Annotated in this window: 8 protein-coding genes; all 8 read right to left on the bottom strand. The window is 37.5% G+C overall.

Going from position 1 to position 13,999, the window contains the following annotated elements:
- Positions 1-864, bottom strand: a complete 864-nt coding sequence (locus C1N55_RS08480; RefSeq protein WP_137728418.1) for a branched-chain amino acid ABC transporter permease — start codon at positions 862-864, stop codon at positions 1-3.
- Between the two features lie 12 nt (positions 865-876).
- A complete protein-coding gene (locus C1N55_RS08475) occupies positions 877-1,584 on the bottom strand; it encodes an ABC transporter ATP-binding protein (RefSeq protein WP_137728417.1) in 708 nt (235 codons plus the stop codon).
- Positions 1,559-2,335, bottom strand: a complete 777-nt coding sequence (locus C1N55_RS08470; protein WP_137728416.1) for an ABC transporter ATP-binding protein — start codon at positions 2,333-2,335, stop codon at positions 1,559-1,561. The genes C1N55_RS08475 and C1N55_RS08470 overlap by 26 nt, the downstream gene beginning before the upstream one ends.
- A gap of 243 nt (positions 2,336-2,578) precedes the next feature.
- Positions 2,579-3,772 (bottom strand): substrate-binding domain-containing protein, encoded by a 1,194-nt coding sequence (locus C1N55_RS08465; RefSeq protein WP_137730591.1) that lies wholly within the window; start codon positions 3,770-3,772, stop codon positions 2,579-2,581.
- 332 nt (positions 3,773-4,104) lie between these two features.
- Positions 4,105-7,290 carry an AfsR/SARP family transcriptional regulator gene (locus C1N55_RS08460; RefSeq protein WP_168193824.1) on the bottom strand — a complete coding sequence of 1,062 codons (3,186 nt, stop codon included), beginning with the start codon at positions 7,288-7,290 and terminating at the stop codon, positions 4,105-4,107.
- Positions 7,291-8,678: 1,388 nt separating this feature from the next.
- On the bottom strand, positions 8,679-10,583 hold the full coding sequence (locus C1N55_RS08455) for an ATP-dependent DNA helicase (RefSeq protein ID WP_137728414.1): 1,905 nt from the start codon (positions 10,581-10,583) through the stop codon (positions 8,679-8,681).
- Positions 10,584-10,908: 325 nt separating this feature from the next.
- On the bottom strand, positions 10,909-12,048 hold the full coding sequence (locus C1N55_RS08450; RefSeq protein WP_137728413.1) for a THUMP domain-containing class I SAM-dependent RNA methyltransferase: 1,140 nt from the start codon (positions 12,046-12,048) through the stop codon (positions 10,909-10,911).
- Complete coding sequence (locus C1N55_RS08445; RefSeq protein WP_137728412.1) at positions 12,045-13,796, bottom strand: putative bifunctional diguanylate cyclase/phosphodiesterase; 1,752 nt, start codon at positions 13,794-13,796, stop codon at positions 12,045-12,047. The genes C1N55_RS08450 and C1N55_RS08445 overlap by 4 nt, the downstream gene beginning before the upstream one ends.
- Positions 13,797-13,999: the final 203 nt, after the last annotated feature.

Below are 13,999 nucleotides of genomic sequence, written 5' to 3'. Positions count from 1 at the left end.
TCACTCCTTTGCGATCCTAAATAAGCCTTGCGGACGGAAGATTAACACCACAGCCATCAAAATCATATTCACTGCCAAAGATAAAAACGGAACATAATAGGCCATAAAACTTCCTGCTAGTCCTACTAGTATCGCTGCTAGCAAGGAACCCGAAAAACTCCCCATTCCACCAATAACTACAACTATAAAACCTAATATCGCAAACTCCATTCCCATTTCTGCATAGATTGATCCTGAATATGGCGCCATTAACATGCCGCCAATTGCTGCAAGAGACGCTCCTGTCATAAAAACGAACAAAAATACTTTCTTAATATTGATACCAAGTGCCTGAACCATTTCTTTATTCATAACTCCTGCACGGACAATCAGCCCAATTTTTGTACGAGTTAAAATGAAATGGAATATACCAAAGACGATAAATCCAACGATAATAATGAAAATGCGATACTTTATAATAATGACATCACCTAATTCCCAGCTTCCTGCAAAATAGTCAGGTACTTTCACAGGTATCGCGTTTGGACCGAAGACTACTTTAATCATTTCTTGTAAAACCAGCATAAACCCAAGAGTAATTAAAATCTGCTGTACATGGTTTCCATAAACAGGTGTAATAATTAGCTTTTCCATTAGGAATCCCAGCACTATACCCGTTATAATCGCAACAAGAATTCCAACTATGAAACTTTCCGTATAGGCATAGGTAAATACGCCAGTGTAGGCACCCCATACAAAGAGCCCACCATGGGCAAAGTTTAGTACGTCCATTAATCCAAAAATTAATGTAAGTCCAGCTGCAAGTAAGAAAATAAGCATTCCGGTTGCTAAACCATTTATTACCAGACTTATAAGTAAATCCATTTATATCCCCCCTTACCCAATACCTAAATACTTATGTTTCAATTCATCATCGGAAATTAGTTGATTCATGGAACCAGTATGAACCGTTCGACCATCATCAATTAGTGTAAATGTGTCGCCAATTTTGCTAGCCATAAAAAAGTTTTGCTCAACAAGGACAATAGTCGTTCTTTTTTTCATTTCCATAATGGCTTCCATTACTTTCTCAACAACAATAGGTGCTAAACCTTTTGAAGGCTCATCAATTAGCAGTAGCTTGCTGTCATTAACAAACGCCCTTGCCATTGCGAGCATTTGCTTTTGACCTCCAGATAAGTTTCCCCCGGCTTTTTTCCAAAACTTTTTTAAGTCCGGAAAAAGGTTCAGTACATATTCCTGTCTTTCAAGCGCTTCAGTGGTTTCTTTACGCATGGCAACCTTCATGTTCTCCTCAACAGTTAACTGTGCAAAAATGCCTTGATCCTCCGGTACATAGCCCATTCCGTGCTTGGCAATTTCATATGTGGGTTTATTCTCAATTGCTTGGTTTTGAAATGTAATAGAACCACTTGTAGCAGGTGTTAACCCCATTATTGTTTTTAAAGTAGTTGTTTTCCCAGCCCCATTCCGACCAAGTAGAACAGAAACCTCTCCTTCTTTTGCTTCGAATTGGATGCCCTGCAAAATATGATATTGTCCGATATGAGTCTGGATATTATGAAGTTTCAACAAGCTCTCCATCGTAAAGACCTCCTAAATAAGCGTTTTGAACTGTTTCATTATTCATAATTTCAGTTGGTGTTCCATCTGCAAGTAGTTTTCCATTAAACAAAACCATAATAGAGTCTGAAAAATCCAAAATCATATCCATCTTGTGTTCAATTAATAGGATTGTTTTATCTCCACGCATCTTTATCCCTCGAATAACCTCCAGGATGGTTGGAACTTCTTCTAAGGACATGCCCGCAGTTGGTTCGTCTAACAACAAAACTTCCGTATCCAGAGCAAGAAGCATGGCAATTTCAAGTTTACGTTTCTCCCCATGAGATAATTGACTGGCGATCGCCTCGCTCTTATTGAGCAACAGGACTTGATCTAAGATTAGCTTTGCTTTTTCTGTTAATTTTTTATAGGATTTATAGGATTTCAAAAAATGAAATCGTATTTTTTCCTTTGACTGCACCGCCAACCGAACATTTTCAAGAACGGTTAGGTTAGGAAAAACATTTGTGATTTGAAACGACCTGCCAAGACCTTTGCGAGTCCTTTCCACAGAGGAGTATTTTGCTAATGACTCCCCCTTAAAAAATACATCTCCTTCAGTCGCCTTTAGTTCTCCACTAAGCAAATTAAAAAAGGTCGTTTTCCCAGCACCATTCGGACCAATAATCGATTTAAAATGTTTTTCAGGCATTTCAAAATTCACCCGGTCCACCGCTTTATGACCTCCGAATTGTATGGATAGATTTTCTGTGCGAATAATAGGCTCCATTTTGATTCCCCTTTCTGTTCCTCTTAAAATCGTTTATGAAAGGAATATTTGCGAGTTTATTAGTTAGATTTTGGTTTTTGATGTGCCTGCACTTGAGTAAATTTTGACTTTCACTAATCATCTCGCAACAAAAGAATGGAAGAGAATAGTAATAATTTGTTTATAAACTCATCATTCATAGATTTTAAAAAATTTTAAGAGAAACAGACCAAACGAGTTGGTCTGTTCTTTTGCAAAACTGTCTTAGTTCATGATTGGGGGCTCTGTTTCCTCAGGGCCCAATTCACGAATTAAAACTGGTACTGGATAGTCGAAGCCATCTACTGTTTCTAAACGTACCGAATACATCGTTTGCAATGCCTGATGATCTTCTTCTCGGAAAGTCATTGTACCCTTTGGTGTTTCGAAGGACATGCCTTCCATTAATGGGATTAAAGTATTGCCATCTGCATCCCCACCTGATTTTTCCAATGCAGTTACAATTGCTACTGCCGCTGAGAATCCACCTGGCGTAAATAAATCTGGCACTTCACCGTTGTACCGCGCCTTATGCTCTTCTACTAACCAATCATTTACTTCATTGTCTGGAAGAGTGTGATAATACACTGAGAAACCTTCCATTCCCACTAATGATCCCATCATTTGAAGTGCAACAATATCAGGTGCACCAGTCGAAATTTTAATTCCTTTTTCTTGCAGCTTTAAATCAGCAATTTGATTCCATGGAGAGTTTGCACCGGCCCAAACAACAAATAAATAGTCCGGTTTTGATTCAATAATCTTTTGTAGATTTGAAGTAAAATCAGTGGCTGCCGGGTCTGCATATTCCTCGGCAACGATTTCGGCTCCTAATTTTTCGGCCGCTGTTTTAAATGCTGATACGCCGTCCCAACCAAAAGAATAGTCCGGTGCAAACGTTGCGATTTTAACACCTTCATCTGCAATTGCTGCCGCTGCTGCATAAGCATCTTGCGATGAATTTCGTGCAGTACGGAATATAAATGGGTTAAATTCTGAGCCTGTAATACTGTCGGCAACTGCTGGTTCAACAATCATGATTTTCTCATATTCCTCAGCAAGCGGAAGAACAGCTAATGTGTCACCTGAACTTGAGGATCCAACTAGGAAATCCACACCATCATCCTCTAGCAGTTTTGTTGCTTTTTGCACAGCGACTTCAGGCTTCGTTTCTGTGTCCTCCCAGACAACTTCGATTTTTTTACCAGCAACCTCCATCGTCCCATTTGTTGCATATTCTAATCCAAGTTCAAATCCCTTTTGTGTTTGTTTTCCATAAGATTCTAATGCACCTGTCAAAGAAGCAAGCACACCGACTTTGACCGTCCCTCCAGATTCAGTTGATTCTTCTGTTGTCGTTTCTTCTTCTGTTTGTGCCGCTTCATCTGATGTTGTCTCATCTTGACTACAAGCAACCATTAATAATAGAACAAACCCTATCACTAAAAATAAAGACCAAAATCGTTTCAAGTTAATACCCCCCTTTTCTATTTAAAGCGCTTACACATCCTGCTTTATTTATAAAATAAACTACTGGAGTTACAAATCAGTTACATTAAAAAAAACTGTTTTTTTCTTCGATGCACAAAACAGGATTTGCCATCTTAGTACCAACAAGCAGCAGGCAGTCATGAATTGAAAGCTTCTTTTCATTCCCACTTAGAAAAGGGCAAAAAAAGAGGCATATTATTTGCTTCCTCTACATAAAAAAAGCGCTAACTGCATACAAGAACTTACTGTCTCGTATACAATCAGCGTATAATCATTTCAAATATTTGTGTTGTCGTTTCCATTGGTTCAATATTAAATTCAACTTCTAAAATTTCCACACATTTTTCGTACCATTTTACAGCTTGTGGGCGATTGTCTTGATAATAATAAGCAAGCATTAAAAGTCTGTAACCCTCTTCCCAGGCTTGGTCCAGCTGTACCAATTTTTCTGCCCACTCAATTGTTTTTTGAAAATCCTTTGATCTCGTATAGTTTTGGGCAATTCGTTCAATGACAATAATATAGAGATTTTTTAATTCCTCTCGATGGTGATTCAGCCACTCGACCGACGCCGAATCTTCTAGTAAATCACCCCTATACAGTGTAGCAGCTTGTTGCAGCCATTCTAGAGCTAAAGTTGGATCCTTTTCGTCCAAGCCTCTATGTGCACATTTCTTAAAAACATCCACATCACTTGAAAAAGCAAGGGTTTGGTGTAGTTGGTACATGGACTGCTTTCTCACGATATATGCACTGTCGTCACGTGCAGGCCGATCTGGTTCAATTACTTTTAGGCAAGCATTATATGCTACTTTAAAATCTCGATTTGTCGATTGTTCATCACTATTTGGCCACAAGTTGCTCATAATTTCTTCTTTTGATACGTACCGGTACCGATTGAGATATAAAAATAAAAATAACTCCTTCGCTTTTTCCCTCTTCCATTCTTTATCGATTATTTCAAATCCATCTCTGAACATTGTGAAAGGTCCAAATAATAACAGCTCGAAAGTATGCTTTGGAATCGGTGAACCTTTTTTAACTTGCAATTTAGACAAGATAGAATGGCTTTCTTCTTTTTCGTTTTGATTTACCCATGCGGTTGCAAGTTCCAAGATTATATTTAATTTAGGTCCTAATAAAGTGGTTTTTTGTAAGAAAAAATAATAATGATACTCATGGCACAGGGCAATAAACTGAAGAAAATAATTGTTGAAATCTGTATGACTACTTTGTCTATAGGCAATGTAGGCAAGCCAAAAATTTGTCACCATCTCGCCAAAATGGTCAGGGCTTTTTTTATAGAGTGTGTTTGCTTTTTGAGCACATTCCTTTGCCATATCGAATTCATTATTTTCTACATATATAATCGTAAACGCCGTTAATAGAAGGGCAGAAACCCACTGATCCTGTACTCTCTCCGTTTCATATAGCCCCTGATTCGCAAAGAATATTGCTTCTTGCAGGTATCCTTGCCTTGATTTTACTAGTGCTAATCCCATATAACTTTCGGCTTTTGCTCTTGTTACATGTATTCCATCCATTAAATCATTTGTTTTTAGATAACAGTCTTCAGCCTCTTTTAAAAATTTAGGGGAAAGTAGCATCATTGCATGTCCTTTACGTAAATACGCAACAGCTTCGGCATACTTGGCATGATCCTTTACACTGTTTCGAATACCCTTTAAAGCTGACTCAAAAGCTTCTTCTGAGTTACCGATCAGTGTTAAAATTAGCGCTTGTAAAACATCTGATTCACGATGAGCGTCTAAAGTAACAATTTCCCGTCCTTCCCTCATTTGAAATAGTCGCTTTGCTTCAAGTAGTTTCCCTTGTCTTAGAAGCATTCGCACATCTAAGTTTCCTTTTACTAAAATATGTTCAGGCAGACCCTGCCGCTTTACCCGGTCTTCTGCTTCACCAGCTCTACCTAGATTCACTAAATTTTCCGCATATTGGCGTTCTAGTAAATACAGTTCCTCTTGTTCCAGCTTAACAATTTTTGAGAGTTCTAATGCTTCAATTAAATAAATCTCTGCTAATGCTGGCTGAATCGTATCTAAATAAATATGAGCTATTCCTGCATTCGCTTTGAACATAGCAAAAGAATCTTGATTTTGTTCTGCTAATCTCAAACATTGTTCGTAAGCCCTTTTCGCTTTTTCGTATTGAGCTCGATAACGTTGACATTCACCCTCATAAAAATACAATAGATATCGACTTTCCCTCGTTTCAAGTGAGAGCTCTTTTAGCCGCTCCAAAAAGAAATCAAACTGTCCTGCTTCAATAAAGTAGCTAGCAAATTGGACTAAGCTATCTGTAACTAACTGGTTATCTTTTGATTTCATACTATGATATAAAGCTTTCACTGCATTATTATTTTTAGTAAAGTAAATGGTTGCTTTTTTATGCAACTCCTGATATTCGTTATTCTCTCTTTCGATCAGCTTCATTTCTAAAAATTGATGAAAAAGTGCATGAAAACGAAACTCTTCATATCCGATTAATGGTTGTATAAAGGATTGTTGTTTGACAATCGACTTTACTTTTACAGTGACCTCTTCATCATAGAGTGCATTAATTTGCTCAAGAGTAAACGATTGAAAAATACTGCACTTTAGTAAAGCTTCTTTTTCAGTTTCCTGTAAATTTTCAAATACTTCCTCTGAAAGGTAGGCAAAAAAATCATGTAAAGATAAATTCGTAATTTCTTCTATAGGAAGCAGTGAATCATTTGACTGAAAAGCCAACAAGCATACAGCGATTGCCCACCCTTCAGTAACCGCAAGTACTGCCTCTGTCTCTTCCTGTGTCAAACTTCGATTATAGTTATCTTCAAATAATACTTGGACTTCTTCCGTTGAAAAAATAAAGTCTTCCTCTTTACATTCCACCAATTTTCCATTCATACGAAGCGGTAATAAACAATTCCAATTCGGATAGATCCTAGAGGCTAAGATCACATGTATTTTAGGCGGAAGATTTTCGATAATCTTGTTTAAGATATAATTTATTTCGAACACATGATGGGCTACATGAAAATCATCAATCACGATGAATAAATCTTTATTCATTTTATAAAATTCGTTGATAAAAAGTAACGCAAGCTTATTTAATTCTTCAAGATTCAAGAAGCTTGAAAAAGTGTCCCACCCGACAATGGCCTGACCAAACTGTGGATGAATTCGTTGAATACTATAAAATAAATGTCTAAAGAAGGGTAATGTATCGTCGTCCTCATCTGTGACTTGGTACCAAGAAAACATATGCTCACTGTCCGCCATCAGCTGGGCAAGTGCAGAGGTTTTCCCAAAGCCAGCACCACTATGAACAATTGTTAATCTCACAGTCTCACTTTTGGATAGTTTTTTTAGTAATTTACTTCTTCTCAAGTAGTAAATAGATGGATCTGGTGGAATAAGCTTTGACATGAGAATGTTCTGCAATTTGCTGTCTCCCTCCCCATTAGAGATCATGTACACACACTAGAATAATATGACATCAAAACAGAAAAAAGGTTAACTATTTAAGATATTTTACCTTAAAATGTCAACCCAATAAATATCTATTTTTTCATGAGAAAAGTTTTACTACACTATGAACTTCTGCTTTTTCTTCTATTGACCACGAGGCTTCTGCTCTCGGACTATTAAGTTCTCTTACTGCCTTCTATTGTCCTCGAGGCTTCTGCTCTCGGACTATTAACTTCGCTTTCTGCCTTCTATTGTCCTCGAGGCTTCTGCTCTCGGACTATTAAGTTCTCTTTCTGCCTTCTATTGTCCTCGAGGCTTCTGCTCACGTACTATTAACTTCTCGTTTTGCTTTCTATTGTCCACGAGACTTTTGCTCACGGACTATTAACTTCGCTTTCTGCCTTCTATTGTCCACGAGGCTTCTGCTCTCGGACTATTAACTTCTCTTTCTGCCTTCTATTGTCCACGAGGCTTCTGCTCTCGGACTATTAACTACGCTTTCTACCTTCTATTGTCCACGACACTTCTGCTCACGGACTATTAAGTTCTCTTTCTGCCTTCTATTGTCCACGAGGCTTCTGCTCTCGGACTATGAACTACGCTTTCTGCCTTCTATTGTCCACGAGGCTTCTGCTCGCGGACTATGAACTTCGCTTTCTGCCTTCTATTGTCCTCGAGGCTTCTGCTCGCGGACTATTAACTACGCTTTCTGCCTTCTATTGTCCACGCGGCTTCTGCTCTCGGACTATTAACTACGCTTTCTGCCTTCTATTGTCCACGCGGCTTCTGCTCTCGGACTATTAAGTTCTCTTTCTGCCTTCTATTGTCCTCGAGGCTTCTGCTCACGTACTATTAACTTCTCGTTTTGCTTTCTATTGTCCACGAGACTTTTGCTCACGGACTATTAACTTCTCTTTCTGCCTTCTATTGTCCTCGAGGCTTCTGCTCTCGGACTATTAACTTCTCTTTCTGCCTTCTATTGTCCTCGAGGCTTCTGCTCTCGGACTATTAACTTCGCTTTCTGCCTTCTATTGTCCTCGAGGCTTCTGCTCTCGGACTATTAAGTTCTCTTTCTGCCCTCTATTGTCCACGCGGCTTCTGCTCTCGGACTATGAACTTCTCGTTTTGCTTTCTATTGTCCACGCGGCTTCTGCTCTCGGACTATGAACTACGCTTTCTGCCTTCTATTGTCCACGACACTTCTGCTCACGGATTATTAGCTACTCTCACAACTACTAGAAGTTACCATTTCCTGGACTCGACTGATTGAATCTCTTTACAGCTTTTTATATTTCCTCTAGTTTTACACATGAGAATAAAAAAAGCAAAAGCCCGGAAATCAAGGCTTTTGCTTCTACTTTTTATACTGGCTGAACAGGTAAAATATTAACAAATTCAGATTTGTATTGTATTTCGTTCTCGTTTAAGAAGATATGAATCTCCCCATGGTCATTCGAAGTTCGAATAAGTCTTCCGATTCCTTGTTGAAGTCGAAGTTGCATAAATGGTAATTCCACTTCTTCGAAAGGATTTTCAGAAAATGCTCTTTTTGCATCAAACAACGGATCCTTTGGAGGGAATGGTAAATCATAAATGATGACACGAGTTAAGGCTTCTTCTGGTAAGTCTAATCCTTCCCATAAATGGTACGAGCATAAGGTTTTCACTGTTCCCTCTTGGAAATCTCGTACAATTGCCGATAACTCACGATCTCCTTCAAAAGCCATTGTTAATTTAGACATCATCGGTAAATTTGATTTAAATGTGAGCATGGATTGCTTTGATTTAAATAAAATTAAAGTTTGTTGCTGTCCTTCTTTTAACAACTGCTCTACTTTTGACGTTTTTTCTGCTTGTTTCAGTTCATGCAAGTAAACCTTCATTACCTCTTCATAATCGAATGGTGATGGTACACTAAAGGACTGATACTTCTTAATTCCTAAACTATAAGCAATATAAGAGAAATCTTTCCCCACAGATAAAGTTGCGGATGAGAAAACAATTGGCGTTTTTTTGGAGAATAGTTTTTCCTCTAATACATCCGTAATCAATCGAGGCATGATAACTAATGTTTCTTCCCCATCCGTTTCTTCAAGCCAATCAACTGCATCGCCTTGAGCAATGAAAATACGAATTGCCGCTTGGTATTGTTCTAGAAACTCTTCTGCCATATTTAATTCATATTCTGGAATCATATATAATTCTGATTCGAAGACAAATTCTTCAAGTAATCGTTCTACATCGGCAATTAACTGTTTCCCGATTGCAAGAAGTCGATCAGATTTTTTAATCGTTTTTCTTTCCTCTTCTGAAGGGACAACATCATCACGTAATTGATCAAAGAATAATTCATGATGGTCCTGCAATGTTTCCATCGCATACAACGTTTTTTCACGAACGCCATCAACCATTAAACGCTCCAATAAGTTTACAATTGTATAGCCTTGAACCTTAACTGTCATCGCATTTTGAGCAGCGTATTCCAATAAGTGTCCTTCATCAAGCACAATCATTGATACTTCAGGCAGTAATGGCAACTGCCCTTCACGCTCACGGGATTCTTTTGTTGCTAAATGCTCCATAAGGAAATCCTGAGAGCAAATGATTAAGTCGGACGAACTGCGATAATGGGAACGATGCAAAGTTTGCCCGCAACGATTACGCATATCGCAAACTGAGCACTGCATAATGGCATTGTAATTGACTCTCTGCCAATCTTCATCACTAACTGCCGAGTAATCACTTCTAGCTCCATAAGGGTTTACTGTAAGCATAGATCCTTGTGCATAAACACCATCTGGGATGGACATTGCAATATCATCAATCCATTCCTCAGTTACCACTTTTTCTGTTTCTTCGAAGCGTTTTAAACATAAATACTGGTTTCTTGATTTTGCTAAGCGAACATCAATTGTTAAACCAAGATGCTCTGTCAATTTATAAATATCTCCGCCCTCTTTAACGAGCTGATCAATTAAAGTCTCATCAGCACATGCTATCAGTGCAGGACGTCCTGTGTAACGTGCATACGAAATTGCAGGTAAGAGATAGGCAATTGTTTTACCAGTTCCTACACCTGCTTCTGCAAATAATACATTTTTTTCTTTTAATGCCTGTTCAATCTGGTATGCCATAAAAATTTGTTCGTCTCGGCATTCAAATCCCTTTTCCGGTAGTTCATCATATAATACATCGCCCATCCAATCTCCAAGTGAATCGAAAAAGGACCGATCTTTTGAAAGTTCAAACGGTAAAGACTGTCTCATTCATTTTATCTCCTTCAAGAAAAGCGGAAGGTACTTGTTCAAATCTCTGAACACAACTGGAGAAATCGACAAAAGGACACTTTTTTTAGACTAAAACATTCTTAATCTGTTTAAGAACAACTTAGCTGATCAATAAAAGCTAGTTACTTCAGCCATGTTGTTTACTAATCCTTGCAGGCGACTCTAGTTGTGCGGACGAGAGCTAGCACCGACAGCTAGTCACTGTTCGTAATTTATACACTTACATATAATATTAAGTAATTTGTCTTATGTAGATAAGACATTGAAACGGAAGGAGTATTCCCCCTTCCGTTAGTCCTGCATATTAAATTTCACGTTTTGATTTTTGACCCCAATATTGATATAAATCTGTGCGAATAAACCCATTAAATAGTTTACGCTTCTTTGTAGCTTTCTTGCCATATAATTCTTCAAAATTTTCCATTGAAGAAAGCATATAAACCGACCAAGTAGGATAATCCTTCATAACCTGACCAAAATCACGGATTACCTTTTCAATAGTTTCTTTTTCACCTATACGTTCTCCATAAGGTGGGTTTGAGATAATTACACCATCTGTTAGTCTGGTTGTAAAGTCTGTTGCTTGCATTTGTTTAAAGGTAATGATATCGCCAAATCCAGCTTCTAATGCATTCTCCTGAGAAATGGAAACCATGCGATGGTCAATATCAGAACCGAAAATTTCAAGTTGTTGATCATACTTCGCTAAATCATCTGCTTCATTGCGAGCGTCATCCCAGATGTTTGCTTTCATCCAAGACCATTCCTCGGATATGAATTCTCGATTATAGCCTGGTGCAATATTTTGCCCGATCATCGCTGCTTCAAGTGGGATTGTTCCTGAACCACAAAAAACGTCAACAAATGGTCTAGTTGGACTCCACTTTGATATTTTTACAAGTGCTGCTGCCAATGTCTCTTTTAATGGCGCTTCCCCTTGGGTTTGACGATAGCCACGCTTATGTAAACCGGAGCCCGATGTATCTATTGTTAAAGTTGCTACATCTTTGAGGATAGAAATCTCAATTTTATAAGTTGCACCGGATTCATCCAAAAATCCTAAACGTTTGTAGTGGCTTTTCATGCGCTCTACAATTGCCTTTTTTACAATGGCCTGACAATCCGGAACACTGAATAATTTCGATTTTACAGACTTCCCGGAAACAGGGAATGCCGCATCTACTGTTAAATAATTTTCCCATTCAATTGCCTTTGTACTTTCAAATAACTGGTCGAAGGTATGGGCAGGAAATTCTGCTACTACAATTTTCACACGGTCTGCTACACGCAGCCAAAGATTACAGCGAGCAATGGCCGTTTCGTCACCTTCAAAATATACTTTTCCGTTTTCTACGCGAGTTTCATAACCTAAATCTTGTACTTCCTGAGCAACAATTGATTCTAAACCCATTGCTGCTGTTGCCACTAATTGAAATTTTGTCATGATTCAATTTCTCCTTGATGTTCATATTCCCAAAATTGAAGGAAATCGATAAGTTCCTCCATCGGAACTGGTTTACTATAATAATACCCTTGTATATAATCACAGCCCATTTGGTTTAACTGGTTCAGCTGTTGGATGCTTTCTACGCCTTCAGCAATTACCTTCATATTTAAACGATGTGCCATTTGAATAATTGCATCAACAATTGCCTGTTTATCAGCTAGGTGTACAATATGCTGAATAAAGCTTTTATCGATTTTCAAATAATCAACCGGAAAACGGACCAAATAACTTAGTGATGAATAGCCTGTTCCAAAATCATCAATCGATATTTTAAAGCCAAGTTGCTTTAAACGGACAAGCTTGCTTATTGTGTCCATATCATTATTCATAACCGTTCTTTCCGTCACTTCAATTTCAAAATTTTGAGCTGATGTATTATTTCTCTCTAAAATTTTCTGAATGGATTCTAAGAAATTTGTTTGTTGGAAGTGTATGCTTGAGATATTAATGGATATTGGTAATTTGGTATATCCTGCTTCGTTTAATGTCACCAATTCCTCACAGGCTTTATCTAATATAATTTCACTTATTGGAATAATTAGCCCCGTTTCTTCAGCATAAGGGATAAATTCAGCTGGGGAAACAAACCCCAATTTTTCACTTTTCCATCGAACTAATGCTTCAAATCCAATAATCTTGTTTTGTTTTACATTTACTTTTGGTTGATAGTATAATTCAAAGTCGCGGTTTTCTATAGCTCTTCTTATTTCAGAATCTAATAGAATGAGTCGGTTCGCATCCGTATTTAATTCATCAAAATAAAAGGAGAAACCATTTCTTCCTGATTGTTTAGCAAAGTACATTGCTTTATCCGACCTGTTTAACAGTTCTTCTGTTGTATTTCCATCATGCGGATAAATACTGATTCCTATACTTGTCGATACGAAAATTTCCTGATTATTTAACTTAATAGGCTTCTCAATCTCTTGAATAATTAGCTCAGCGAATCTAGCGGCTTCCCGTGGATGTCGAATATCCGTTAGCGTAAGTACAAATTCATCTCCACCATAACGTGCTACTATATCCCTTGAATTTAATAATTTTTTTAAACGGTTGGCAACTTCTATTAATAGAAAATCGCCAAACTCATGTCCTAATGTATCGTTTACCTGTTTAAATCGATCCAAATCCAAGAAGAAGATCGCATGCTGAGCATTGTCAAATTTTGAAGATTGATTTAAAAGTATATCCATTTTTTCCAAATAGCTAAAACGATTATTTACATCCGTTAAAGAATCTGTTAATGCCCTTTTTTCTAATTGTTCTTCTACTCTTTTTCGTTCAGTTAAATCAGTGAAAACTCCGCAATAGTTGGTCACATTACAATTCTGATCTTTAATTTCTATAATTGATAGCCATTCAGGGTAAACTTCCCCGGATTTTCTTTTATTCCAAATTTCTCCTTGCCAAACCCCATCTTTACTGATAACTGCCCACATGTCTTGATAAAATTCTTGATTATGTACACCAGATTGTAAAACATTCGGCCCTTTTTCAACGACCTCTTCCCTTTTATAACCGGTAACTAACTCAAAGGCACTATTCACAAACAAAATTTTCATTTTGTCATCCGTCACCATAATACCTTCTTGAATGTTCTCAAATACTTTTAACAACAGATTAATAGTATGTATTAAATCCCCATTTTTTTCATTTAATCGTAAGTTATTAAGTATTTCCCTCATTTTGGCTCTCCCATTCACTAAAAGAAAAGCTCTCCAATTTTATGGAGAGCCTCTTATGTGACTTTCGTAAACTCAATGTGAATTTACACGCTTTTAATTTTATAATTTGAAATTAGATGTATCAATCTGATTCATATTATAACTTATTATAAGAATTTCGTTAAAATTATGATACATTTCTAAGTAGTTTAAATCTAAAATCA

The sequence above is a fragment of the Lysinibacillus sp. SGAir0095 genome, assembly GCF_005491425.1.
Taxonomy (GTDB): domain Bacteria; phylum Bacillota; class Bacilli; order Bacillales_A; family Planococcaceae; genus Ureibacillus.
Note: the sequence above shows the minus strand (reverse complement) of the source record. Positions and strands in the feature narration are given on the sequence as shown.

Coding starts and splice junctions, on each gene's coding strand:
- C1N55_RS08480 (WP_137728418.1), bottom strand. CDS start 864: ATGGATTTACTTATAAGTCTGGTAATAAATGGTTTAGCAACCGGAATG.
- C1N55_RS08445 (WP_137728412.1), bottom strand. CDS start 13,796: ATGAGGGAAATACTTAATAACTTACGATTAAATGAAAAAAATGGGGAT.
- C1N55_RS08465 (WP_137730591.1), bottom strand. CDS start 3,772: ATGGTTGCTTGTAGTCAAGATGAGACAACATCAGATGAAGCGGCACAA.
- C1N55_RS08450 (WP_137728413.1), bottom strand. CDS start 12,048: ATGACAAAATTTCAATTAGTGGCAACAGCAGCAATGGGTTTAGAATCA.
- C1N55_RS08455 (WP_137728414.1), bottom strand. CDS start 10,583: ATGAGACAGTCTTTACCGTTTGAACTTTCAAAAGATCGGTCCTTTTTC.
- C1N55_RS08475 (WP_137728417.1), bottom strand. CDS start 1,584: ATGGAGAGCTTGTTGAAACTTCATAATATCCAGACTCATATCGGACAA.
- C1N55_RS08470 (WP_137728416.1), bottom strand. CDS start 2,335: ATGGAGCCTATTATTCGCACAGAAAATCTATCCATACAATTCGGAGGT.